Genomic DNA, 22659 nt, shown 5'->3' with positions numbered 1-22659 from the left:
CTCAGCGCAGGGCCCACCAGGTCAGGGCCGCAGACAAGCCGAACACCAGCAATGCCAACGTGATCGCGAGCGCGGGCGCGACCTCCCGCCGCACCCGGGTCAGGTTGTGCACTCGGGAGCCCGCGACGACGTGCTCGAGGGCGTCGGCGAACGCCTCGGCCGAAGCAGGCCGGTCCTGCGGTCGCGTGGCGAGGGCCGACGCCAAGACGTGGTCGAGGGTGCGCGGGAGACCGCGGGACACGGCCAGCGGAGCGGGTCGGCTGTCGACCGTCCGGCTCAGCAACGAGCCGGGGTCTCCGACGTCGTACGGCGGGTGCCCGGCGAGCAGCTCGTACGCGACGGCGCCCAGCGAGTAGACGTCGGAGCGTGCGTCGATCGGGTTGCCCCGCGCCTGCTCGGGTGCCATGTAGGCCGGGGTGCCGGTCGTGACGGTGACCCCGCTGGCCTCGGCGAGTCGCTTGGCACTGCCGAGATCGGCGACAAGGACCTGCTCGGCGTCACCCACGAGCAGGTTGGACGGCTTGATGTCGCGGTGCAGGACACCCGCCTCGTGCAGCACCTGCACTGCGCGGGCCGAGTCGATCGCGAGCTGCAGGGCGCGCTCGGTCGACACGGGCGGCTTGACCCGCCCGGCGAGGGTGCCGCCGGGCACGAAGTCCATGACGAAGAACGGCCGGTCGTCGTGGGTGCCGACGTCGTGAACGCGAACGACACGTGGATCGTGCAGGCGGCGCAGCAGGCGGGCCTCGGCCAGGAAGCGCTCGCGGACGTCGGCGTGGTGTGCCCAGTTCTCGGCGAGCACCTTGACAGCCACCGGGATCTCGAGCTCCAGGTCGAAACCGCGCCACACCGTGGCGAAGGCACCGAATCCCTCGACCTCGTCCAAGCGATATCGCCCGATCTGTCTCATCGGAATCAGTATGGTCGATGCCATGCACGTGGACGCGGAACTGGTCGACCGGGCGCGCTCGGGCGATCCGCGCGCCCTCGACGAGCTCCTCACGGCGATCCGTCCGCAGGTGCTCCGCCGGTGCGCCCGGCTCCTGCCGCACGTGCACGACGCGGAGGAAGCATCGCAGGACGCCCTGCTGGCGATCGCGACCCACCTGCACGACTACACGGGTCGGGGCTCCTTCATGGGGTGGGTCACGGTCATCGCGTCCAACTCGGCGCGCCAGACCTACCGCACCTTGAAGCGACGCTTCGCCGAACGGTCCGACGACGAGCTGTCGGCGACACCGGACCCGCGGACGACGAGCGTCATCGCCGGAAGCCGGCTCGACCTGCTGGATGCGATCGAAGCGCTCGAACAGGCCCATCCTGCTGCGGCCGAGGCATTCGTTCTGCGGGACGTCGCGGCACTGCCGTACGAGGAGATCGCCGCGCTGACCGGTGCGCCGCTGGGGACCGTGAAGGCGCGGATCCACACCGCACGCGCGTTCGTCCGTGGAAGATTGGGCGTATATGTCGACAACTTCTGAGGCCTGCGCGGCATCTCTCCTGATGGAAGGCACTCCACGGGGAGCGCCCACAGTGAGGAGAAACCCATGAAGCAACAGGTCGCGGCCGGCATCCTGGCCGTCAGCATGGTCGGCGGTGTCGGCACCGGACTCGTGGCGCGTCAGCTCTCCGGGTCCGATCCCGAGACGAAGGCCGTGGCGACGGTCACCACGCCGCAGATGACGATGACGACCAGCTCGCCGGCCACCCCGACAGCCTCCGAGGGAGGAGCCTCGACGAAGCCGTCGACTCCCGCCGCCTTGCCACTGGTGCCCGTGACCTCACTGCGAATCGTGGCCGGCGCGGTCGGACCGGTCCGTGTCGGCATGAGCAAGCAGGAGGCGTACGCGACGGGCTACTTCAAGGCCGACGTGACGTCCGCGGTCTGTGAGGGCGTCGACGACCTGGTCTGGAAGGTGCCCTACCGGGATGCGCTCGACATCCTGACGCGTGACGACGGATCGGTCTTCTCGATCGGCATCCACAAGGCCGGTCCGCGCACGCGTTCGGGGCTGGGCGTCGGGAGCACGTACGAGACCGTGCAGGGCGTGCTCGGCGACGTCGATCCGCAGGAGGCGGGCTACGGTCAGACCGGCCTGTTCGTCAGCGAGGGCGGCGGGTGGATCGGCTTCCTGTTCAATCCCGCACCGGGCGAGATCTCGGCGAACGACAAGGTCACGTTCATCGAGGTCACCCGGGGCGCCAAGCCCGATGTCATGCGGGACGGCTGCTGAGCCGGCAGCGCGAGCCGTCGCCCCGCGGTGGCCGGATGCTGGCGGTAGGGTGAGAGACCCGTCACGTACCCGAGGAGACCCCCGTGGCCAATCTCGCCGCCATGCTCGAGCAGTCCACCGCCGCCTACCCGGAGCGGACGGCGATCGTCTTCGGTGACACCCGCCTGTCGTACGCGCAGGTCAACGGCGCCGCCAACCAGGTCGCCAACCTGCTGGTGTCCCGCGGCATCCAGCCCGGCGACAAGGTCGCTCTGTCGTGCCCGAATCTCCCGTACTTCACGATCATCTATTACGGCATCCTCAAGGCCGGCGCGACGGTCGTCCCGCTCAACGTGCTGCTCAAGCCCCGCGAGGTGGCCTACCACCTGGCCGACTCCGACGCGAAGGCCTACTTCGCGTTCGAGGGCACTCCTGACCTGCCGATCGGTGATGCGGCCTGGGAGGGCTTCGAGGCGACCGAGTCGTGCACCGAGTTCTTCCTGATCAAGCTCGACTCGCAGCAGCCCGAGCCGATGGAACCGCCGGAGTTCTACGGCCCGCTCGTCGCGCAGCAGCCGCCGACGTTCCAGACGGTCGACCGCGATGACGATGACACCGCGGTGATCCTCTACACCTCCGGCACGACGGGGCAGCCCAAGGGCGCCGAGCTGCGGCACCGCAACATGCGCGACAACGCGCTGGCTGGTGCCGACCTGTTCGGCGCCGACGCCGAGCGTCCCGACACCTATCTGTGCGTCCTGCCGTTGTTCCACTCGTTCGGGCAGACCGTGATCCAGAACGGCTCGATCGCGTTCGGTGGCACCGTCGTGATGCTGCCGCGCTTCGAGGCCACAGCAGCGCTGGGGCTCATGCTGGCCAACGACGTGACGTTCTTCGCGGGCGTCCCGACGATGTACTGGGGCCTGCTGGGTGCGCTCGACGACAGCGTCGACGTGCAGAAGCTCGCGGCCAACCTTCGGGTCGCCGCGGCCGGCGGCTCGGCCCTCCCGGTCGACATCCACCGACAGTTCAAGGAGCGCTTCGGCGTCACGATCCTCGAGGGCTACGGACTGTCGGAGACCTCGCCGGTGGCGTCGTTCTCGAAGTTCGGCGAGGAGCCTCGCGTCGGCTCGATCGGTGTGCCGATCCCCGGCGTCGAGATGAAGCTCATCAACGACGACTGGACCGATGTGCCCGACGGACCCGACGCGGTCGGTGAGATCGCGATCAAGGGCCACAACATCATGAAGGGCTACTACGACCGCCCCGAGGCGACCGCCGAGGCGATCCGCGACGACTGGTTCCGTTCGGGCGACCTGGCCAAGAAGGATGAGGACGGCTTCTACTACATCGTCGACCGGTCCAAGGACATGATCATCCGCGGCGGGTTCAACGTCTACCCGCGCGAGATCGAAGAGATCCTGATGGAGCACCCCGCGGTCTCGCTGGTCGCCGTGATCGGCGTCCCGCACGAGTCGCACGGTGAGGAGATCAAGGCCGTCGTCGTCAAGAACAAGGATCACGACGACGTCACCGAGGCCGATCTGGTCGCGTGGGGCAAGGAGCAGTTCGCGGCGTACAAGTACCCGCGCACCGTCGAGTTCCTCGACGAGCTGCCCATGACGAGCACCGGCAAGATCCTCAAGCGCGAGCTGAGCTGACAGTCCGGTCTACCCCGGCCGAGCGGTGCGAGGCTCGGCTTTCCGACGTCGGAAAGCCGAGCCACCCACCGCCCGGGGGCGGGGCGGGGGCCGGTTCGGGTGCAGGCGGCCCACCGATAGACTGGCGACACCGACCACCCAAGGAGCACCCGTGGCCCGCGTCATCGTCGATGTCATGCCCAAGCCGGAGATTCTCGACCCGCAGGGCAAGGCCGTCCACGGCGCCCTGCCGCGGCTCGGCTTCAACGCCGTCACCGACGTCCGTCAGGGCAAGCGCTTCGAGCTCGAGGTCGCGACCGCCGACGAGACGACGTTGGCGGAGATCCACCAGCTCGCCGAAAAGCTGCTGTCCAACCCCGTGATCGAGGACTACACCCTGCGGGTCGAGGACTCGGCCGGAGCCGACGCGTGAAGATCGGCGTCGTCACGTTCCCGGGCTCGCTCGACGACCTCGACGCGCAGCGGGCCGTTCGCATCGCGGGCGGTGAACCGGTCGCTCTGTGGCACGGTGATCACGACCTGCGAGGCGTCGACGCGGTCATTCTGCCAGGCGGATTCTCCTACGGTGACTACCTGCGCTGCGGTGCCATCGCACGCTTCGCGCCGGTCATGACCGAGGTCGTCGCGGCAGCGCAGGGTGGCATGCCTGTGCTGGGCATCTGCAACGGCTTCCAGATCCTGTGCGAGTCGCACCTGCTCCCGGGCGCCCTGATCCGCAACGACCACCGCACCTTCATCTGCCGCGATCAGAAGCTCAAGGTCGAGAACGCCTCGACGGCGTGGACCGGCGACCTGTCCGTCGGTGACGAGATCGTCGTGCCGCTCAAGAACGGTGAGGGCGGCTTCGTCGCCGACCACGAGACGCTCGACCGACTCGAGGGTGAGGGTCGCGTCGTGTTCCGCTACGTCGACGTCAACCCCAACGGATCGCTGCGCGACATCGCCGGCATCACCAACGAGCGCGGCAACGTCGTGGGCCTCATGCCGCACCCCGAGCATGCTGTCGAGGACCTGACCGGCCCCGGCACAGACGGCCTGGCGCTGTTCACCTCGGCGCTCGGAATCCTCACCTCGGCCTGAGGTCGCGGCCAGGCCGGGCGACCTGCTCGCACTCCCGTGGGCGTCCTGCGGAACAATCGGGAGCATGGATCTCCCCGTCGCCTGGTCGCTCGTGCTGCTCGTCACCGCGATCTGGAACTTCGTCATCTGGCCGCCCTTCCTCAAGCGGGTTCGCAAGGACGAGCGCTCACGGGATGCCGCCGGCGCCCCGACGACCTTCCTGCGGGTGCACACGATCCTCATCGCGATCTCCCTCGTGCTGGCCCTCGCGGTCGGCACGCTCGGAATCCTCACCCTCACCTGAGCGTTGACGTCACCATGAGCAACCAGATCGTGCACAACACCGACAAGCAGCGCTACGAGATCCACGTCGACGGAGTCCTCGCCGGATTCACCCAGGCGATCGAGGACGGCGAGGTCGTGACGTTCCCGCACACCGTGGTCTTCGACGGCCACGAGGGCCAGGGTCTGGCCGCTGAGCTCGTGACCGGCGCGCTGGACGACGTACGCAGGCAGGGCAACAAGATCATCGCGGAGTGCGCTTACGTCGCGCGCTTCGTGCAGAAGCACCCCGACTACGCCGATCTGCTCGCCTGAGAGTGGCGTCACACAATTCGTCGTGCGAGTCGGCCGACTGTTAGTATGTGAATACGTGAACGCGCCAGTCCGGCGCTGTTCCGGCCCGACGAAGTAGCGCGAATCCGCGTGAAATGGATATCGGGCATTCTTTCCCGAATCGTCTGTGAGTTCTTTGACCAAGCCTGAAGGCAGCTCTGTGCTGCCCACCTTTTCCACCCTCGACCTCCCCGCCTCGCTGGTATCCGCGTTGGCGCGCCAGGAGATCGTCAACCCCAGCCCCGTCCAGCTTGCGGTGATCCCCGATGCGCTCGCGGGACGCCACGTGCTGGGCCGGGCCCGCACCGGCTCCGGCAAGACCCTGGCCTTCGGCCTGCCGGTCCTCGTCCGGCTCGCCGGACGCACGAGCCGTCCCAAGGCCCCCCGCGGCCTGATCCTGCTCCCGACCCGCGAGCTCGCGACCCAGGTGCGCACGGCCATGGAGCCGCTCGCACAGAAGATGGGCCTGCGACTGACCACGGTCTACGGAGGCGTCCCGATCAACAAGCAGATCAGCACGCTGCGCAACGGCGTCGACATCGTCATCGCGACTCCCGGTCGCCTGACAGACCTGCTCGACCGTCGCTGCATGACCCTCGACGACATCGAGATCACGGTGCTGGACGAGGCCGACCACCTGTGCGACCTTGGCTTCTACAAGCCGATCGACGCGATCCTCAACCGGACGCCCGAGTCGAGCCAGCGGCTGCTGCTGTCGGCGACGCTCGACGGTGATGTCAACAAGCTCGTCAAGCGTCACCTGCCGCAGCACGTGCTGCACGAGGTCGACTCGGCCGACAGCCACGTCGACACGATGGAGCACCACGTGCTCGTCAGTGCCGCGACCGAGAAGTCCAAGGCCGCGTTCGACCTGCTCCGGGCCAACCCCCGCAGCATCGTCTTCACGCGTACGCGTCGCGGTGCGATGCGCCTCGCGAAGCAGCTGACCCAAAATGGCATCGAAGCCGTCGACATGCACGGTGACCTCTCGCAGCGTCACCGTGAGCGCAACCTCGAGGCGTTCAGCAGTGGCCGGGCCAGCGTCATCGTCGCCACCGACGTCGCGGCGCGCGGCATCCACGTCGACCGCATCGGCCTGGTCGTGCACTACGACGCTCCGGCCGAGCACAAGGCCTACCAGCACCGCTCGGGCCGCACGGCTCGTGCAGGTGAGTCCGGATCCGTCGTGACGATGACGACACCCGAGGCCCTGCGCGACGTCATCCAGCTCCAGCACAAGGCCGGGGTCACGGCGCGTCACCACGACGCCCGTACGGCCCCGTCGCCGATGACTGCCGAGGCGCTCTCCGGTGCAGGCACCGAGGCGCCGCACGCGTCGTCCGTACGTCAGGGCGCACGCAGCTCCGGCGGCGGTGGCGGCCAGAGCCGTGGCGGAGGACGCCCGCAGGGCGGGTTCCGCGGCAACGGTGGAGGTCGTCCGCAGGGCGGTGGCGGCAACCGTGGCGGTGGCGGCGGACGTCGTCGCAGCGGCGGTGGCGGCTCGACCGGGTCCGGCGGATCCACCCGCGTCTACTCCTCGTAACAGCTCGCGAGACTGATACGGCGTCATCTCCGGTACGCCCGGAGGTGGCGCCGTTCGTCATGTCCGGGCCTAATCTGTCACCGTGAGCATCCTGATGTGTGCCGACGAGCTCGCGTCCACGACCGGGCGAGTCGCGCTGATTGACGTCCGCTGGAAGCTCGGTGGCCCACCCGGACGCGAGGAGTACCTCGCGGGCCACATCCCGGGCGCGGTCTTCGTCGGGCTGGAAGCCGAGCTGGCCTCCCACGGCGAGCCAGGCATCGGACGCCACCCGCTCCCACGGGTCGAGGACCTGCAGGACGCGGCCCGGCGGTGGGGCGTCAACTCCGGCGACACCGTCGTGGCATACGACGACAGTGGCAACCTCGCGGCGGCGCGCGCGTGGTGGCTCCTGCGCTGGGCGGGACTCGCCGACGTACGTCTGTTGGACGGCGGGCTGGCTGCCTGGACCGCTGCTGGCGGCGCCCTGGCGACGGATGACGTCGCGCCAGATCGTGGCAACGTCACGTTGGCCGCCGGAACCCTGCCCACGATCGACGCCGACGAGGCAGCCGGGTTCGTCGGCGTGCTGCTCGATGCTCGAGCCGGGGAGCGCTATCGCGGCGAGACCGAGCCGATCGACCCAAAGGCGGGGCACATCCCGGGGGCTGTCAGCGCTCCGACGACCGACAACCTGGACGCTCGGGGCCAGTTCCGCCCAGCCGCGGAGCTGCGGGAGCGGTTCGAGGCACTCGGCGTACGCGACGGGTCCGAGGTGGCTACCTACTGTGGTTCGGGTGTCACTGCGGCCCACCAGGTCGCCGCGCTGGCCATCGCCGGATTCGAGGCGGCGCTCTATCCGGGCTCGTGGTCGCAGTGGAGCACCCAGGATCGGCCGGTCGCGACCGGACGCTAGTGAGGCAGCGCCGCGTCGGCCGCGGCGACCTCGGCCTTGAAGCGGTCCGGCACGTAGAGCTGCTCACCGAGGCCCTCGACCTTGCCCTTCGGTCCGGTGATCCGGGTGTTCCTCGGGACCTCGCGGATGACTTTGACCGGGTTGTACGAGGTGAAGCGGCGGCAATCCAGAAGGAGGATCCGGCGGTCGGTCGCGATCACGATCCGCCAGGGGTTGATCGTCAACCAGAACAGCACGACGCCCGCGCTCAAGCCCGCGGCCACCGCGATGGCGGCGGGTGCGTTGTCGGGGAACAGCGCCTCGGGAAGCTGCGTCACGACCAGGATGTAGACGCCGACAACCGGGAGGAACAGCATCTGCGGCCGCACGGTCGCACCGAACGCTGCCTGCACGTGATCGCCCTCGGGAATGAACTGCAGGGAGTTGCGGATGAGCTTCTGCCGTAGTCGGGTGTTCACCCGTGGAGCCTAGGCGCTCGACGGGTGTGACGTGCCGGACCGGGGTACGGAATGCTGGTGGTCATGCTCGTGAAGGGGAAGATGCCGCGCGTCTCCCTGCTGGGGCCTGCCTTCATCGCCGCCGTGGCGTACGTCGACCCGGGCAATGTCGCGACCAACGTCACCGCCGGATCGCGGTTCGGCTACACGCTGGTGTGGGTCGTCGTGATGGCGAACGCCATGGCGGTCCTGGTGCAGTACCTGTCGGCCAAGCTCGGCATGGTCACCGGCCGGTCGCTGGCCGGGCACATGGGCCAACGGCTGTCGACCGGCCCACGCATCGTCTACTGGCTGCAGGCCGAGGCGATCGCGATCGCGACCGACCTGGCTGAGGTGGTCGGTGGGGCGATCGCGCTCTACCTGCTGTTCGACCTGCCTCTCATGCTCGGTGCCGTCATCACGGCGGTCGTCGCGATGGCCGTGCTGCGCATCGGCGACGTGCGCGGGCAGCGGGCGCTCGAACGCGTCATCGTCGGCTTCCTCGCGCTGATCGCGGTGGGCTTCATGGCCGGATTGTTCGTCAATCCACCCGAAGGTGCCGCGCTGGCCGGGGGACTCGTGCCGATGTTCGAGGGCACCGACAGCCTGCTGCTTGCCTCCGGCATCATCGGGGCGACCGTCATGCCGCACGTCATCTACCTGCACTCGAGCCTCACGGTTGATCGACTTGGCAGCCGGGGTGAGGGGCTGAGCGTCCGTCAGCTGCTCTCGGCGACCCGCGCCGACGTTGCGCTCGCGCTGATCCTCGCGGGCATCCTCAACCTGTCGCTGCTGGTCGTGGCCGCCGCGAGCCTCGACGGTCTGCCGGGCACCGACACGTTGGAAGGTGTCCACGCCGTCGTGACGTCCGAGCTCGGCGCCGGGGTCGCGCTGCTGTTCGCCGTGGCATTGCTCGGCTCCGGACTCGCCTCGACCTCGGTCGGCAGCGCCGCCGGCGCCGAGGTCATGAAGGGTCTGCTGGGCGTCCGGCTGCCGCTGCTCGTGCGACGCGTTGTGACCCTGATACCCGCCCTGATCGTGCTGGCGCTCGGGGCCGAGCCCAGTCGAGCACTGGTGCTGTCCCAGGTGGTCCTGTCGATCGGCATCCCGTTCGCGCTCGTCCCGCTCGTGGTTCTGACCGCTCGGAAGGACGTCATGGGGGAGCACGTCAACCTGCGGCGGACCACCGCGGCCGCGTGCCTGGTCGCGGCGGTCGTGATTGCGCTCAACGTCTCGCTGCTCTGGTTGACGTTCGCGGGCTGACCTGCAAGATCGACCGGTGGACACCGGGGTGGTCTGCCACACTCGGGGCGTGGCACTCCCGTCGATCAGGTTCCCGCGCGATCTCGGCGCCGTCCGTACCAACCTCACCGACAAGGTGCAGCGCCGCTCGATCGCAGACCTGCGATTCATGCCTCGTGACATCGTCGAGCGACGTGAGGCGTTCACGGTGTACCGCTACTCGGCGGCCGACGGGGTCCCCACGCAGGGCAGTCCGCTGCTGCTCGTCCCGCCGCTGGCCGCGCCCGCGATCGCCTTCGACCTGCGCCGGGGCTGCAGCCTGATCGAGTACTTCGTCGAGCAGGGTCGCCCGGTCTACCTGGTCGACTACGGCCCGGTGAGCTTCACGCACCGGGGGCTCGGCATCGAGCACTGGGTCGACTCGGTCCTGCCTGCGGCGGTCGAGATCGCCGTCGAGCACTCGGGCGCCGACGCGGTGCACATGGCCGGCTGGAGCCTCGGCGGCATCTTCACGATGTTCATGGCGGCCGCGCACCCCGAGCTGCCACTCGCGTCGACGACCGCGGTCGCGAGCCCGTTCGACCTGCGTGAGGTGCCGCTGCTGGCCCTGGCCCGCCCGATCGATCGGATCGGTGGCCGCCTCATCGCACCCGCGTACCGCGCGATGGGGGGCGTCCCGGCGCCCTTGACCCGGTTGGGCTTCCAGCTCTCCAGCATCGACAAGTACCTCACCAAGCCGGTCTCGATGCTGATGCACGCCGATGACCGGGACTTCCTCGCGCAGCTGGAGTCCGTCGATCGGTTCATGTCGAACATGTACGCCTATCCGGGCCGGACGTTCGGCCAGCTGTACCACGTCGTGATGCGCAGCAATGAGTTCGCGACCGGCACGATGGAGCTCGCCGGCCGCGCCGTACGCCTCGCTGCGGTCGACGTCCCGGTGCTCGTCGTCGCCGGGATGAACGACTCGCTCGCACCACACGCCGCGGTCGAGCACCTCCTCGACCTGGTCACCTCTTCACCCGATGCGCAGCTCGTGCAGGCTCCGGGGGGACACCTGGGGGTGCTCACCGGACGCGCCGCGAGGAGAACCACGTGGCCAGCTATGGAGAACTTCTTCGCCAAGCACGATCATTGAGTCATGCCTGAGCTTCCCGAGGTCAATGCCCTCGTCGAGTTCCTCGACCAGGAGATCGCCGGCGCCGTCGTCGCGGGCGTCGAGCTGGCCTCGTTCGCGGTGCTGAAGACCTTCGACCCGCCGGTCACGTCCTTGTCCGGACTCACCGTCTCGGGTGTCAGCCGGCACGGCAAGTTCATCGACATCGACGTCGACGGCATCCACGTCGTGGTCCACCTGGCCAAGGCCGGTTGGCTGCGCTGGACCGACCACCTGCCCGACACCAGGCTCAAGCTGGGCGCGAGCAACATCGCGGCCCGCGTGCGCCTCGACCGGGGCGATGGTCCGACGGTTGGCTTCGACGTCACCGAGGCCGGGACCCGCAAAGGCCTGGCGATGTACGTCGTACGTGACCCCGTGGAGGTTCCGGGTATCGCGGCGCTCGGGCCGGATCCGCTCGGGCCGGGCTTCGAGCTGCGTCCGCTGCTGGCCCGGCGGATGCAGGTCAAGCGCCTGCTGCGTGACCAGAAGATCGTCGCGGGCGTCGGCAACGCGTACAGCGACGAGATCCTGCACGCCGCGAGACTGTCCCCGTTCGCGATCGCTGAGAGTCTCGACGACGCCGAGATCGTCCGGCTCGAGGCCGCGGTCCAGGAGATCCTGAGGTCTGCGGTCGAGGAGGCTCGGGGCAAGCCCGCCGCAGAGCTCAAGGACGACAAGCGCACCCGGATGCGGGTGCATGGCCGGGCCGGCGACACTTGCCCCGTGTGCGGCGACACCGTGCTGGAGGTCGTCTACGCTGACTCCTCGTTGCAGTACTGCCCGACCTGCCAGACCGGCGGCAAGCCGCTGAAGGATCGCGCGACGAGCAAGTTCTTGAAATGACTGCTGCCGGCCTCAGCCGGCGGCGACCAGGGTGACCGCGAGTGCGGCAAAGGCCAGCCCGACGCCCTGCCAGCGGTGGATCTTCTCGCGGAGCAGCACTGCCGCGAGCAGGACCGTGCTGGCCGGGTAGAGCGAGGAGATGACCGACACGATCGACAGCAGGCCGTGGTGGGTCGCGAACAGGAACGCGCCCTGTGCGGTTGCGCCGAGCGGGCCCATCACGACCGCGGCCCACGCCCGACGGCTCCGCGGCACCCAGGCTTGGCGCAGGACCGTCGCAGTTACGATGACCGCGCCGATCGAGGTGAGCTGCGACAGGGCAAGTGGGTAGAGGCCGGCTTCGTCGCCGACCTGGCCGAGGAACGTGAACAGTGTGCCGAAGCCGATGCCGGCCAGGATGCCGTCGATGACCCCACCCCGGTGCGCGGGGTTGTCGTCGACGACCCGGGAGATCAGCGCGATCGCCGGGAAGGCGCAGACGACCCCGACCAGCGCTAGTGGCGAGGGACGATCGCCGGTCGACAGGCCCACGGCCACGGGGATGAGTGCGGTGCCGATCGCCGACAACGGTGCCACGACGCCCATGCGGGCCGTGGACAGACCGCGGTAGAGGAAGGCGACGCCGAACCCGCCGCCAAGCCCGGCCAGAGCGCCGTACGCCATGTCGGTCGAGGTGGGTGCGCCAGCCACGACCAAGGCCGCCAACAGACTGATGACTCCCGACGACGTCTGGCCGACGACAGCCACCTGCCACGGCGACGAGCGCTTGGCAAAGATGCCGCCGAGGAAGTCAGAGATGCCGTAGGACAGGGCCGAAAGAAGCGAGAGAGCGATGGCCACGAGTGCAGCCTAGGACCGATGCGCGCGGGTCTCGGCCCCGGTCGGCTTCTCAGCGGGTCAGTACGCTGAAGACATGAAGTTTCGTCAGGGTCGCTCGCTCGGTTCCCAGGCCAATGCATCGATCGGCAACCTCGCGTCGCGGGTCGACGACCAGACCGGTGACGTCGCTCGTCGAGCAGCGGGCGTCATCACGGTCGCGGTCCGCGTGCTGCGGATCCCGACGGCGCTGCTCGCCTGGGCATCGGTGCCGTTCATCCTGATGACGCTTGCGCTGGGGTTGCTCACGGGTGGGGGAGTGGGCACCTTCTTCATCCTCTCCGGCCTTGCGATGGCGGTCGTGAACGGAGCCTTCTGGATCCGTCGCCACTCCATCCTCCGGGCGGCCGACGACCCCGACCGGCTCGCGACCGAGCTGGGCATCATGATCAGCCTCAGCGACAGGATCGACGAGACCCGTGGGGCGCTGTCGCAGATTGCCGGTGGGGATGGTTGGCGGGTGTTCGATCGGCTCCGGGGCGTCTGGGGCGGTATGACCATGACCGGCCGCTGGATCGACGGCATCGGGGACCTGCCTCGCGCCAAGTACTTCGCGCCGCCCAAGATCGGCACCACCGTGACGATTGCCGTCGCGGCACTCTGGCTCATCCCGATCTCGGTCGTCGTCGCACTGTTCGCCCTGATCGGGACGATCGCCGGATCGCTCTGACCTGTCCTGGTCGAGCGGCGGTCATGGGCGCTGGTCGATCAGCACCTGCATCGCGGGTGCGTACAGACGTACGACCTGGTCGATCGGGGCGCTGGCGAGCGGCTCGAGCCTGACGACGTATCTCATCACCGCCATACCGATGAGCTGGCTGGCGAGCAGCGCTGCCCGCGGCTCGCGGTCGTCCCCCTCGAGCACCTCGAGCAGGGCGGTCACGAGGATGTTGCGGGCCAGCTCCAGCATCGGGGCCTGGGCATCGCCGGAGCCCAGCGTCGTCCGGACCAGCCCGCTGAAAACCTCGTGATGGGGGTCCCAGGCCTGGAGGAATGTGCTCAGAAGGCGCTCGGCCATCCCGTCCGGGCCATCGGCGATGGCCGAGGCGATCTTCTCGATCGGGTTGACCGGCAGCTCCATCGTGGCGACGAGCAGCCCGGCCTTGTCGCCGAAGTAGTGGCTGATCAGGCTGACGTCGCAGCCGGCCTCGCGGGCGATCGCCCGCAGCGACGTGCCGGCGAAGCCGCGGACGGCGAACTGGGACCGAGCCGCCGCGAGGATCGTGGCCCGACGGTCTGCTGCGTCCGATGATGACGGCCGGCCCCGGGCGCGCCCGCTGGTCATGGCGTCCTGCGCCGCAGCGTCAGGGACGCGCCAGCAAGGGCGAGGGCACAGCAGCCGACCAGGACGATCAGGTCGATCCACAGGTTTGAGGTGAAGTCTCCGCTGAGGCCGAGATCCCGGAACGCGTCGGCGGCATAGCTCAGGGGCAGCACGTTGGAGAGCCAGTAGAGCGGGTCCGGCATGCTGGCGCGAGGGGTGAGCAGGCCGCACAGCAGCAGCTGCGGGATCACGACGAGCGGCATGAACTGGACAGCTTGGAACTCGGTCACGGCGAACGCCGACATCAGCAGGCCGAGCGCGGTGCCCAGCACAGCGTCCGCCACGGCGAACAGTACGACCGCCCAGGGAGAGTTGACGTCCATCTGGAGCAGCCAGATCGAGACGGCCGACGTGACCACGGCCTGCACCAGCGCGGCGACTCCGAACGCCAGGGCGTACCCGCCGATCAGCTCGCCGCGGCGGATCGGTGTGGTCAGCAGACGCTCGAGCGTGCCGGAGGTCCGCTCCCGGACCATCGTCACGGAGGTCACGAGAAACATGATGATGAACGGGAAGATGCCCAGCATCTGCGGCCCGATCCGGTTGAACACTTCGGGGCTGCCGTCGTAGACGTACTTGAACAGCAGCAGGAGCACCGAGGGCAGGACCACGATCAGCACGATGCTGCGAGGGTCGTGGCTCAGCTGTTGCAGGACGCGGCGGGCGGTGGCGAACGTGCGGCTCATGCCGCGGTCCCTTCTGCCAGCGAGAGAAACGCCTGTTCCAGGTCGTCCTCGCCGGTTTGAGCGCGGAGCTCGTCGGGGGTCGCGTCGGCCAGGATCCGTCCCTCCCGCATCAGCAGGACGCGGTCGCACCTGCTGGCCTCGTCCATGACATGGCTCGAGACGAGCAGGGTCTTGCCAGTTGCCGCGATGTCGTCGAACAGCTGCCAGAGGTCCCGACGCAGCACCGGATCAAGACCGACGGTCGGCTCGTCGAGCAGGTACAGCTCCGGATCAGCCAGCAGCGTCGCGGCGAGCGAGACTCGGGTCCGCTGTCCCCCGGAGAGATTGCCGACCAGGGCGGAGGCCTTGTCGTCCAGGCCGACGTTGGAGACGGCCTCACGGACTGCGGAGTCCGTTGCGCCGGCCAGTGCTGCGAAGTAGTGAAGGTTCTGCACGACAGTCAGGTCGGGATAGATCGAGCCGGCCTGGGTCACATATCCGACCCGTTGCCGGGTAGCCGCGGTACCGGCCGGACCACCGAGCACCGTCACGGTCCCCGACCTGATGATCTGGATCCCGACGATGGCACGGATCAGGGTCGACTTCCCGCAGCCGCTCGGTCCGAGCAGCCCGGTGATCGATCCCTGCGGGACCGAGATCGTGAGATCGGGGATCACGGTGGTGGCGCCCCGGACGACGCACAGGTGGGTAACGTCGACGACCGACTTATTCAACATGTGTTGAATACTAGGCTGAGGGGCACGGATGATCAATGGCGGATGGTCTGCGCATCAGATCGTGACATTGGTGATGTCAAGGTCCTACGCTTCGTCGTATGGACATCCGAGGACTGGCATTGCTTCCCCTCCGCGTGACGATCGCTGCGACCCAGGCGACGCTCGGCCTCGGCCAGCTCGCCTCCCCGCAGGGCCCGATCCTGCGGGAGGGCGGATACGGCACCCGGCTGGCACAGATCTTCGGTGAGAACGGTTTGCTCGAGCAGCTTGGTCGGATCCTCGCCGACGAGCGTGGACCGATCGGGCTGGCCAACACGTTGGCTGACCTCACGGCCGACGATCGCCCGCTGGGCAGGGCGCTGGCTCGCGACGGGCTGCTCGACCGGATGGCCGACGAGGAAGGACCGTTTGTCCGGCTGCTCGAGGCGGGAGGTCCGCTGGACCGCGCGCTCAGCGAAGAGGGATCGCTCTACCGGTTCCTTGCCCCCGACGGGGCCCTCGACCGGCTGCTGGCCGAGGAGGGCGCCCTGGACCGGGTCCTTGCCGAGGGCGGACTGCTCGAGCAGCTCCTTGCCGAGGACGGGATCCTGGAGAAGCTGTTGGCGCCCGGCGGGACGCTCGACCAACTGATCGATCTCGGGACGACGTTCGATGCCATCATCCCGCGGCTCGAGGCGCTGGGCCACGCCATCCCCAGCCTGAACTCCGCGGTCAACATCCTCAGTGGTGCGGTCGAGCCGCTAGGCGCCCTCGCCGGACGACTGCCCGGTGGAAGGCGCCGCCCGCCCGTGCTGGAGCCCTCCGAACCAATCTGATCCGACGTTCGCAAGTCGGCCCTCCGGCCACCCGTCAGCGCTCGGGAAGGGCCGAGAGGGTCACGCAACAACGGCCGGGGCTGGGGTCGAGGCGGCACTCGACGGCGCCGGGTTCCACCTCATCGACCATGGCATCGATCAGGGCCAGGTTCATGCCGCAGACCAGCGCGGTGTGAGTCGTCGCGAGCGCGTGGAACGGGCAGTTGGCGAGGACAGCCTGACCGGCGTCGACCCGCGGCTCGAAGCCGTGCTCGGCAAGCACCTCGCAGACCACGTCCAGAGCGGCTGCTCCAGCAGGTGCTCCAGCGGATCCGGCAGCGATCCCCAGAGCTCGCCCGTGCGTGGCGGCCATGCGTGCCAGCGACTCCATGACGGGGGCGCCGGTCCGTGCGGAATCGCTGATCGCGTCGGCCATCAGCGCCGCGGCGAACTGGTTCTCCCGCTCCGGCAGGGAGACCGCGATGTCGTCACCGGATCGGCGATAGAGCTTGGAGGGGCGTCCTGCCCCGGGGCCGGTGCGTCCTGAGAGGCGGGCGAACTCGGTGTCGATCAGCCCGTCGCGCACGTTGGCTACATTCCGGGTGCTCGCATCCTTGCGTCCATGAGCCGAAAGTAGGAGATTGACGAGATGGAGATTGACGGATCGATCGTCGTGATCGGTGCCGGACTTGCGGCGGCCAAGGCCGTCGAGTCCGTGCGCGCCGAGGGATTCACCGGTCGCATCACCCTGATCGGCGACGAAGCGGAACGACCATATGAGCGCCCGGCCCTGTCCAAGGGCCATCTGCAGGGCAGCGAGTCGTCCGAGGAGCTGTACGTCCACCCGCCCGGCTGGCTCGACGAGCACGACGTGACGACGATGTTCGGTGACGCCGCCGCATCGATCGAGCGCGACGCCCGTACCGTGACGTCGTCCTCAGGTGTTGTCGTCCCGTACGACCGGCTCCTGATCGCGACCGGGGCGAGCCCTCGGCGACTCGACCTGCCGGGTGCAGATCTGGACGGCGTGCTGTCGTTGCGGACGATCGCGGACAGCTCCCGTCTTCGCGAGGCGTTCACCTCGGCGCGTGACGTCGTCATCATCGGCGGCGGCTGGATCGGTCTGGAGACCGCGGCCGCAGCGCGGGCCGCGGGTGCCCGCGTCACGGTGTGCGAGTTCGCCGCCGTGCCGCTCGGACGGGTGCTCGGCGATGAGCTGGGCGGATACTTCGCCGACCTGCACCGCAGCCATGGCGTCGACGTGCGGACGTCGGTCTCCGTCACGGCGCTGATCGGCTCCGCGGGTCGGGTCAGCGGCGTCCAGGTGGGTGATGAGGTGCTGCCGGCCGACGTCGTGGTCGTCGCGGTCGGTATCAGTCCTAACACGCAGCTTGCCGAGGCGGCCGGTCTTGAGGTCGATGGCGGGATCTGCGTCGATGCGCACCTGCGAACGTCCGACCCGGTGATCTTCGCCGCCGGTGACGTTGCCATGGCCTTCAACACGGCGCTCGGCCGCACGGTGCGGGTCGAGCACTGGGACAACGCGATCCGGCAGGGCGTGCTGGCAGGCCGTGCGCTGCTGGACAAGGACGGGACGTACGACTGGCAACCGTACTTCTTCACCGATCAGTACGACCTGGGGATGGAGTACGTCGGCCGCGCCTCCGCGGACGATGCCGTGGTGATCCGGGGAGACCTGGCCTCGGGGGAGTTCATCGCGTTCTGGTTGGCGCAAGACGTCGTCCGGGCGGGCATGAACGTCAACGTGTGGGACGTCAACGACGCGCTGCGTGCGCTTGTCGGGCGCGCCGTGGATCGCGAGCGGCTGGCTGATCCCGGCGTGCCGCTGACGGAGGTCACCCGATGACGGAGCCGGACCGCTTCAAGCAGCTCCCCAGGCGTGTACGCCTGGCGGACACCGTGACGTCGCAGGAGACCAACCCGGTGCCAGATCCCGAGGGCGGTCGCGACGCCGAGCGTGACTTCATGATCCGCTACGGCCTGGGTGCGCTCTGACGGAATGACGCGGGTGTCCGGCCGGTTGCACCCGACGTGCCCGCTCTCTTCGAACCCCTGACCCTGCGTGGCATGACCGCGCGCAACCGCATCTGGCTCGCGGCGATGTGCCAGTACTCATGTTTCGAGCGGGACGGGATGCCGACGGACTGGCACCTGGTCAACCTCGGGCAGCACGCGATGGGTGGCTTTGGCTTGGTCGTGACCGAGGCGACCGCCGTCGTGCCGGAGGGCCGGATCAGCCCCGAGGACACCGGCATCTGGTCGGACGAGCACATCGAGCCGTGGCGTCGCATCACCGACTTCGTCCGCAGCCAGGGCACGATCGCCGCGATCCAGCTGGCGCACGCCGGCCGCAAGGGCTCGACGTGGTCGCCGTTCAGCGAGGGCTCCGGCACGGCTCCGGCCGAGGTCGGGGGCTGGGAGCCGGTAGGACCTTCAGCGCTGGCCTTCGAGGGTCTTGACGTGCCGCGTGCGCTGGCGACCCAGGAGGTTGCCGCTCTGCCGCAGGCCTTCGCCGACGCTGCGGTACGGGCTGACGCCGCCGGTTTCGACGTCGTCGAGATCCATGGAGCTCACGGCTACCTGATCCACGAGTTCCTCTCTCCGTTGGCCAACCAGCGCACCGACCGGTACGGCGGGTCCTTCGCCAACCGGACCCGGCTCGTCGTCGAGATCGTCGACGCGGTCCGAGCGGTGTGGGACAAGCCGGTGTTCGTCCGTCTGTCGGCCTCGGACTGGGCCGACGGTGGGTGGACCGTCGAGGAGACCGCTCAGCTCGGGTCGGTGCTCAAGCAGCACGACGTCGATCTGCTCGACGTGTCGTCGGGTGGCGCGGTGGCCCACCAGAAGATCGACATCGGTCCGGGCTACCAAGTCCCGTTCGCGCGTGAGGTGCGCAGCGTGAGTGGGCTGCCGGTCGCCGCCGTCGGGCTGATCACCGACCCGGCCCAGGCCGAGCAGGTGCTGGTCGATGGTGACGCCGACATCGTGATGCTGGCCCGCGCGGCGATCAGGGAGCCGGCATGGCCGCTGCGCGCGGCCCACGAGCTGGGGGTGTCGCACCGTGAAGCGCCGTACCCGCCGCAGCACACCCGCGGCGCCTGGCGCTGACTGCCACCACGGATTCGGAGGCGTGGGGAGGGACCGATAGGATTCGGCTGTGACTGCAGCCCGCCAGCTCGACACCGTCCTCCACGCCACCCGCACCCCGCAGCAGGCCCAGCCGTGGGCTGAGCTCGGCCTCCGCGAGGAGGAGTACGCCAGCATCCGCGAGATCCTCGGTCGTCGCCCGACCGGTGCTGAGCTTGCGATGTACTCCGTGATGTGGAGCGAGCACTGCTCCTACAAGTCGTCCAAGGTGCACCTCAAGAAGTTTGGTGACCTGCCCCAGGAGACCCCGCTGGGCAAGACCCTCGCCGGCATAGGTGAGAACGCTGGCGTGATCGACATCGGTCAGGGCTATGCCGTGACGTTCAAGGTCGAGTCTCACAACCACCCGTCCTACGTCGAGCCCTATCAGGGCGCCGCGACGGGCGTGGGTGGCATCGTGCGCGACATCCTCGCGATGGGCGCTCGACCGGTCGCGGTCATGGACCCGCTGCGCTTCGGCCCGCTGGACGCCGAGGACACCCGTCGGGTCATGCCCGGCATCGTGGCCGGCGTGGGTGGTTACGGCAACATGCTGGGCCTGCCCAACATCGGCGGCGAGGTCGTGTTCGACCCGACCTACGTCGGCAACCCGCTGGTCAATGCGCTCTGCGTCGGCGTGCTGCGCCACGAGGACCTGCACCTGGCGTTCGCGAGTGGTGTCGGCAACAAGGTCGTGCTCTACGGGGCGCGCACCGGCGGTGACGGCATCGGCGGCGTCTCGGTCCTGGCGTCCGAGACCTTTGAGTCGACGGGGCCGTCGAAGCGCCCGGCCGTCCAGGTCGGCGATCCGTTCATGGAGAAGCTGCTGATCGAGTGCACACTCGAGCTGTTCCGCGCCGAGGTCGTCAACGGCATCCAGGACCTTGGCGGCGCAGGACTCTCGTGCGCGACCAGCGAGCTGGCCTCCGCGGGTGATGGCGGCATGCACGTCGAGCTCGACACCGTGCCCCTGCGCGACTCGACGCTCTCGCCCGAGGAGATCCTCATGAGCGAGTCGCAGGAACGCATGATGGCCGTCGTGGAGCCGCACCACCTCGACGCCTTCATGGCGATCTGTGCCAAGTGGGACGTCGAGGCCGTCGTCGTCGGCGAGGTCACCGACGGCGACCACCTGGTCATCGACTGGCACGGCGAGACCGTCGTCGACGTCCCGCCGCGCTCGGTCGCACACGACGGGCCGACCTATGACCGCCCCTACGCGCGCCCGCAGTGGCAGGACGCGCTCCAGGCCGATGCCGCTGAGCAGCTGCCGAGGCCGACCTCGGGTGACCAGCTCCGGGACCAGGTGATCGCCATCGTGACCTCGCCCAACATGGCCGACAAGTCGTGGGTCACCGATCAGTACGACCGATATGTCCAGGGCAACACGGTGCTGGCCCAGCCCGAGGACGCCGGCGTGATCCGCATCGACGACCAGACCAACCTTGGCGTCGCGGTCTCGACCGACTGCAACGGCCGGTTTGCCAAGCTCGATCCCTACGTCGGTGCCCAGCTCGCGCTCGTGGAGTCGTACCGCAACGTGGCGATCACGGGTGCGCTCCCGCTCGCGGTCACCGACTGCCTCAACTTCGGCTCGCCGGAGAATCCCGACGTCATGTGGCAGTTCGAGCAAGCCACCCACGGGCTGAAGGACGCGTGCGAGGTGCTCGGCATCCCGGTCACCGGCGGCAATGTCTCGTTCTACAACCAGACCGGCGAGACCCCGATCCTGCCCACGCCGGTCGTCGGCGTCCTGGGCGTCATCGACGACGTACGTCTGCGGATCACCCAGGGCTTCTCGGCCGAGGGCAGCCACGTGCTGGTCCTGGGCGAGACGCGGGACGAGCTGTCGGGCTCGACCTGGGCCGATGTCGTCCACCAGCACCTCGGCGGGCGTCCTCCGGTCGTGGACCTGGCCGCCGAACGTGCGCTGGCCGACCTGATGGTCGAGGCCGCCAAGACCAGTGTCGTGGAGTCGGCGCACGATCTCTCCGACGGTGGCCTGGCGATGGCCCTCGCGGAGGCGTCGTTCCGCCACGGCATCGGCGTCACGGTCGACCTGGACGAACCGTTCGTCGAGCTGTTCAGCGAGTCCTCGGCCCGTGCCATGGTCGTCGTGACCGAAGGCCGCCATGACGAGTTCGTTGCGCTGGCCGAAAAGCACGGCGTCGAGCTGGCATCGGTCGGTCGCACCGGTGGCACGACGATCGAGGTCGCCGGCCAGCTCAGCCTTTCGATCGATGAGCTCAAGGCCGGCTGGCAGGCGACGATCCCGGCGGTCCTGGGCGCCCACGTCGCCTGATGGCACGCCGGCCAACGCCGCTGTCGCATGATGAGTTCGTCCGCATCTGCGACCGGCTGGATGCCGGGGAGCCGGCGCGGGCCGATCTCAAGGCGGCCACGATGCACCTTGTGGCGCTGCTGGTCGACAAGGCACCCGGCGCGAGCGTCGAGGTGCGGATTCCGCCGTTCGCGGCGGTCCAGTGCATCGCCGGGGCGCGGCACACCCGTGGCACGCCGCCGGCCGTCGTCGAGATGGATGCGCCGACCTGGATCGCGCTCGGCCGCGGCCGGCTGGCTTGGACCGATGCCGTGGTGCGAGCGTCGGGGGAGCGTTCGGACCTTTCTCCGCTGCTGCCGCTCGACCAGGCCTGACGAACCGCTCGCGCAGCAGCGTCCCCGCCTAGTGTCTCGCTGCGAAGGCGCGATCGGGGTAGTTCGTCGTCACAGTCCACACGTCCGGGTCGTTCATCCACCGTTCGAGCTCGTCGGGCCGGTCGACCGTCCACACCAGCAGCGGCAGCCCCCGCCGGCGGGCGTACGCCTTGAGTGACAGCCGGGCCACGGTCTTGTGGGCGACCACGAGATTGGCTCCGCTGAGCCGGATCCGCAGCCGCGGAAATGCGGACTCCAGCTGAACCCGCTTGCGCGCAAACCAGTGAGTGGCCCCTGATCGAGGGCTGGAGGACAGGCCGACGAGCAGGTCCGGAGCGTGCTCTTGGGACCATCGCCGGAGTCGGCGCACCGACGAGTCCTCGGCCGTCGTGATGATGACGTCGTCGGTGCCCAGCGCCGACACGATCCGCTCGACGAGGGCGATCTCGTCGCCGGGCACCTTGAGGTCAACGTGCGCCTTGACTCGGCCGCGGATGAGGGTGAGGACGGCGTCGAGGTCGACCAGATTCGCGTCGGCGATCTCGTCGTGACGGTGCATGGCGATTGATCGGACGCCGGCCTCGCCCGGGAGGTCTGCGTCGTGGAAGATCACCGGACGCCCGTCGGCAGTCAGACGTACGTCGAACTCCACGAAGTCGCAGCCGGCGCCGATGGCCGCCTCGAACGCGGCGAGCGTGTTCTGTGCCGCGGGGTCGTCACCAGCGCCACCTCGGTGTGCCGAGACGAGTGCCATG

27 protein-coding genes are annotated in these 22659 nt (G+C 69.0%); 19 read left to right on the top strand and 8 right to left on the bottom strand.

Annotation, left to right across the window (positions count from 1 at the left end):
• Position 1: 1 nt before the first annotated feature.
• Positions 2-910, bottom strand: a complete 909-nt coding sequence (locus C6I20_RS13905) for a serine/threonine-protein kinase (RefSeq protein WP_216822897.1) — start codon at positions 908-910, stop codon at positions 2-4.
• Positions 911-932: 22 nt separating this feature from the next.
• Between C6I20_RS13905 and C6I20_RS13900 the strand changes: the two genes are divergently transcribed.
• The 9 genes from C6I20_RS13900 to C6I20_RS13860 all read left to right on the top strand — a co-directional run bounded on the left by C6I20_RS13900 (position 933) and on the right by C6I20_RS13860 (position 7986).
• Positions 933-1481: an RNA polymerase sigma factor gene (locus tag C6I20_RS13900; protein WP_254052145.1), complete on the top strand. Its 549-nt coding sequence runs from the start codon at positions 933-935 to the stop codon at positions 1479-1481.
• A 66-nt stretch (positions 1482-1547) separates the two neighbouring features.
• On the top strand, positions 1548-2234 hold the full coding sequence (locus C6I20_RS17175) for a hypothetical protein (protein ID WP_162891336.1): 687 nt from the start codon (positions 1548-1550) through the stop codon (positions 2232-2234).
• An 83-nt stretch (positions 2235-2317) separates the two neighbouring features.
• Positions 2318-3874 carry a long-chain fatty acid--CoA ligase gene (locus tag C6I20_RS13890; RefSeq protein ID WP_118396831.1) on the top strand — a complete coding sequence of 519 codons (1557 nt, stop codon included), beginning with the start codon at positions 2318-2320 and terminating at the stop codon, positions 3872-3874.
• 151 nt (positions 3875-4025) lie between these two features.
• Positions 4026-4286 (top strand): phosphoribosylformylglycinamidine synthase subunit PurS, encoded by a 261-nt coding sequence (gene purS / locus C6I20_RS13885; protein WP_118396828.1) that lies wholly within the window; start codon positions 4026-4028, stop codon positions 4284-4286.
• On the top strand, positions 4283-4954 hold the full coding sequence (purQ, locus tag C6I20_RS13880; protein WP_118396825.1) for a phosphoribosylformylglycinamidine synthase subunit PurQ: 672 nt from the start codon (positions 4283-4285) through the stop codon (positions 4952-4954). Before purS ends, purQ begins: the two co-directional genes overlap by 4 nt.
• A gap of 64 nt (positions 4955-5018) precedes the next feature.
• Positions 5019-5237 carry an SCO4848 family membrane protein gene (locus C6I20_RS13875; protein ID WP_118396822.1) on the top strand — a complete coding sequence of 73 codons (219 nt, stop codon included), beginning with the start codon at positions 5019-5021 and terminating at the stop codon, positions 5235-5237.
• A gap of 14 nt (positions 5238-5251) precedes the next feature.
• Positions 5252-5530 (top strand): GNAT family N-acetyltransferase, encoded by a 279-nt coding sequence (locus C6I20_RS13870; RefSeq protein ID WP_118396819.1) that lies wholly within the window; start codon positions 5252-5254, stop codon positions 5528-5530.
• A gap of 178 nt (positions 5531-5708) precedes the next feature.
• The gene (locus C6I20_RS13865) at positions 5709-7091 is read left to right on the top strand and encodes a DEAD/DEAH box helicase (protein ID WP_162891335.1); all 1383 of its coding nucleotides are present in this window, start codon (positions 5709-5711) and stop codon (positions 7089-7091) included.
• An 82-nt stretch (positions 7092-7173) separates the two neighbouring features.
• Positions 7174-7986: a sulfurtransferase gene (locus C6I20_RS13860; protein WP_216822896.1), complete on the top strand. Its 813-nt coding sequence runs from the start codon at positions 7174-7176 to the stop codon at positions 7984-7986.
• Here the strand turns inward: C6I20_RS13860 and C6I20_RS13855 are convergent.
• On the bottom strand, positions 7983-8444 hold the full coding sequence (locus C6I20_RS13855) for a hypothetical protein (protein ID WP_118396815.1): 462 nt from the start codon (positions 8442-8444) through the stop codon (positions 7983-7985). The genes C6I20_RS13860 and C6I20_RS13855 overlap by 4 nt on opposite strands.
• A gap of 99 nt (positions 8445-8543) precedes the next feature.
• Here C6I20_RS13855 and C6I20_RS13850 point away from each other — a divergent pair, with 99 nt between their 5' ends.
• Genes C6I20_RS13850 through C6I20_RS13840 form a run of 3 tightly spaced genes read left to right on the top strand, consistent with a single transcriptional unit; the run spans position 8544 to position 11706 of the window.
• Positions 8544-9725 (top strand): Nramp family divalent metal transporter, encoded by a 1182-nt coding sequence (locus C6I20_RS13850; RefSeq protein ID WP_371682686.1) that lies wholly within the window; start codon positions 8544-8546, stop codon positions 9723-9725.
• 49 nt (positions 9726-9774) lie between these two features.
• Positions 9775-10842, top strand: coding sequence for an alpha/beta fold hydrolase (locus C6I20_RS13845; protein WP_118398948.1), 1068 nt, complete (start codon positions 9775-9777; stop codon positions 10840-10842).
• A gap of 3 nt (positions 10843-10845) precedes the next feature.
• Positions 10846-11706 carry an Fpg/Nei family DNA glycosylase gene (locus C6I20_RS13840; RefSeq protein WP_118396812.1) on the top strand — a complete coding sequence of 287 codons (861 nt, stop codon included), beginning with the start codon at positions 10846-10848 and terminating at the stop codon, positions 11704-11706.
• 12 nt (positions 11707-11718) lie between these two features.
• Here C6I20_RS13840 and C6I20_RS13835 read toward each other — a convergent pair whose 3' ends face one another.
• Positions 11719-12546 (bottom strand): DMT family transporter, encoded by an 828-nt coding sequence (locus C6I20_RS13835; protein WP_118396809.1) that lies wholly within the window; start codon positions 12544-12546, stop codon positions 11719-11721.
• A 73-nt stretch (positions 12547-12619) separates the two neighbouring features.
• On the opposite strand from C6I20_RS13835, the gene C6I20_RS13830 reads away from it, so the two are divergent.
• Positions 12620-13252 carry a hypothetical protein gene (locus C6I20_RS13830; RefSeq protein WP_118396806.1) on the top strand — a complete coding sequence of 211 codons (633 nt, stop codon included), beginning with the start codon at positions 12620-12622 and terminating at the stop codon, positions 13250-13252.
• Between the two features lie 21 nt (positions 13253-13273).
• Here the strand turns inward: C6I20_RS13830 and C6I20_RS13825 are convergent, their stop codons facing one another.
• The 3 genes from C6I20_RS13825 to C6I20_RS13815 are packed head-to-tail and all read right to left on the bottom strand — an operon-like array spanning position 13274 to position 15308.
• Entirely contained in the window at positions 13274-13867 is a 594-nt protein-coding gene (locus C6I20_RS13825) for a TetR family transcriptional regulator (RefSeq protein ID WP_118396803.1), read from the bottom strand.
• Positions 13864-14592 (bottom strand): ABC transporter permease, encoded by a 729-nt coding sequence (locus C6I20_RS13820; RefSeq protein ID WP_118396800.1) that lies wholly within the window; start codon positions 14590-14592, stop codon positions 13864-13866. The genes C6I20_RS13825 and C6I20_RS13820 overlap by 4 nt, the downstream gene beginning before the upstream one ends.
• Positions 14589-15308 carry an ABC transporter ATP-binding protein gene (locus C6I20_RS13815; RefSeq protein WP_118396796.1) on the bottom strand — a complete coding sequence of 240 codons (720 nt, stop codon included), beginning with the start codon at positions 15306-15308 and terminating at the stop codon, positions 14589-14591. Before C6I20_RS13815 ends, C6I20_RS13820 begins: the two co-directional genes overlap by 4 nt.
• Before the next feature lie 98 nt (positions 15309-15406).
• On the opposite strand from C6I20_RS13815, the gene C6I20_RS13810 reads away from it, so the two are divergent.
• Positions 15407-16123: a hypothetical protein gene (locus tag C6I20_RS13810; RefSeq protein WP_118396794.1), complete on the top strand. Its 717-nt coding sequence runs from the start codon at positions 15407-15409 to the stop codon at positions 16121-16123.
• A 34-nt stretch (positions 16124-16157) separates the two neighbouring features.
• Here C6I20_RS13810 and C6I20_RS13805 read toward each other — a convergent pair whose 3' ends face one another.
• A complete protein-coding gene (locus C6I20_RS13805) occupies positions 16158-16688 on the bottom strand; it encodes a transcriptional regulator (RefSeq protein ID WP_118396792.1) in 531 nt (176 codons plus the stop codon).
• A 63-nt stretch (positions 16689-16751) separates the two neighbouring features.
• On the opposite strand from C6I20_RS13805, the gene C6I20_RS13800 reads away from it, so the two are divergent.
• The 5 genes from C6I20_RS13800 (at position 16752) to C6I20_RS13785 (ending at position 21904) form a co-directional block, all read left to right on the top strand.
• Positions 16752-17969 carry an NAD(P)/FAD-dependent oxidoreductase gene (locus tag C6I20_RS13800; protein WP_118396790.1) on the top strand — a complete coding sequence of 406 codons (1218 nt, stop codon included), beginning with the start codon at positions 16752-16754 and terminating at the stop codon, positions 17967-17969.
• Positions 17966-18118 carry a hypothetical protein gene (locus C6I20_RS17170; protein WP_162891334.1) on the top strand — a complete coding sequence of 51 codons (153 nt, stop codon included), beginning with the start codon at positions 17966-17968 and terminating at the stop codon, positions 18116-18118. Before C6I20_RS13800 ends, C6I20_RS17170 begins: the two co-directional genes overlap by 4 nt.
• Before the next feature lie 72 nt (positions 18119-18190).
• Positions 18191-19231 (top strand): tRNA-dihydrouridine synthase, encoded by a 1041-nt coding sequence (locus C6I20_RS13795; protein ID WP_254052144.1) that lies wholly within the window; start codon positions 18191-18193, stop codon positions 19229-19231.
• A gap of 49 nt (positions 19232-19280) precedes the next feature.
• Positions 19281-21551, top strand: coding sequence for a phosphoribosylformylglycinamidine synthase subunit PurL (gene purL / locus C6I20_RS13790; RefSeq protein WP_118396786.1), 2271 nt, complete (start codon positions 19281-19283; stop codon positions 21549-21551).
• Positions 21551-21904 carry a sterol carrier family protein gene (locus C6I20_RS13785; RefSeq protein WP_162891333.1) on the top strand — a complete coding sequence of 118 codons (354 nt, stop codon included), beginning with the start codon at positions 21551-21553 and terminating at the stop codon, positions 21902-21904. The genes purL and C6I20_RS13785 overlap by 1 nt, the downstream gene beginning before the upstream one ends.
• A 28-nt stretch (positions 21905-21932) precedes the next feature.
• On the opposite strand, the gene C6I20_RS13780 is transcribed toward C6I20_RS13785, so the two are convergent.
• Positions 21933-22658 (bottom strand): glycerophosphodiester phosphodiesterase, encoded by a 726-nt coding sequence (locus tag C6I20_RS13780; protein WP_118396784.1) that lies wholly within the window; start codon positions 22656-22658, stop codon positions 21933-21935.
• Position 22659 lies beyond the last annotated feature (1 nt).

Origin of the sequence: Aeromicrobium sp. A1-2 (genome assembly GCF_003443875.1) — a bacterium.
In the GTDB taxonomy this organism is placed as follows: domain Bacteria; phylum Actinomycetota; class Actinomycetes; order Propionibacteriales; family Nocardioidaceae; genus Aeromicrobium.
This window is presented reverse-complemented; position numbering and strand designations above follow the sequence as displayed.

Coding starts and splice junctions, on each gene's coding strand:
- C6I20_RS13800 (WP_118396790.1), top strand. CDS start 16,752: ATGGAGATTGACGGATCGATCGTCGTGATCGGTGCCGGACTTGCGGCG.
- C6I20_RS13840 (WP_118396812.1), top strand. CDS start 10,846: ATGCCTGAGCTTCCCGAGGTCAATGCCCTCGTCGAGTTCCTCGACCAG.
- C6I20_RS13815 (WP_118396796.1), bottom strand. CDS start 15,308: ATGTTGAATAAGTCGGTCGTCGACGTTACCCACCTGTGCGTCGTCCGG.
- C6I20_RS13870 (WP_118396819.1), top strand. CDS start 5,252: ATGAGCAACCAGATCGTGCACAACACCGACAAGCAGCGCTACGAGATC.
- C6I20_RS13875 (WP_118396822.1), top strand. CDS start 5,019: ATGGATCTCCCCGTCGCCTGGTCGCTCGTGCTGCTCGTCACCGCGATC.
- C6I20_RS13820 (WP_118396800.1), bottom strand. CDS start 14,592: ATGAGCCGCACGTTCGCCACCGCCCGCCGCGTCCTGCAACAGCTGAGC.
- C6I20_RS13780 (WP_118396784.1), bottom strand. CDS start 22,658: ATGGCACTCGTCTCGGCACACCGAGGTGGCGCTGGTGACGACCCCGCG.
- C6I20_RS13810 (WP_118396794.1), top strand. CDS start 15,407: ATGGACATCCGAGGACTGGCATTGCTTCCCCTCCGCGTGACGATCGCT.
- C6I20_RS17170 (WP_162891334.1), top strand. CDS start 17,966: ATGACGGAGCCGGACCGCTTCAAGCAGCTCCCCAGGCGTGTACGCCTG.
- C6I20_RS13825 (WP_118396803.1), bottom strand. CDS start 13,867: ATGACCAGCGGGCGCGCCCGGGGCCGGCCGTCATCATCGGACGCAGCA.
- C6I20_RS13830 (WP_118396806.1), top strand. CDS start 12,620: ATGAAGTTTCGTCAGGGTCGCTCGCTCGGTTCCCAGGCCAATGCATCG.
- C6I20_RS13900 (WP_254052145.1), top strand. CDS start 933: ATGCACGTGGACGCGGAACTGGTCGACCGGGCGCGCTCGGGCGATCCG.
- C6I20_RS13795 (WP_254052144.1), top strand. CDS start 18,191: ATGACCGCGCGCAACCGCATCTGGCTCGCGGCGATGTGCCAGTACTCA.
- C6I20_RS13905 (WP_216822897.1), bottom strand. CDS start 910: ATGAGACAGATCGGGCGATATCGCTTGGACGAGGTCGAGGGATTCGGT.
- C6I20_RS17175 (WP_162891336.1), top strand. CDS start 1,548: ATGAAGCAACAGGTCGCGGCCGGCATCCTGGCCGTCAGCATGGTCGGC.
- C6I20_RS13785 (WP_162891333.1), top strand. CDS start 21,551: ATGGCACGCCGGCCAACGCCGCTGTCGCATGATGAGTTCGTCCGCATC.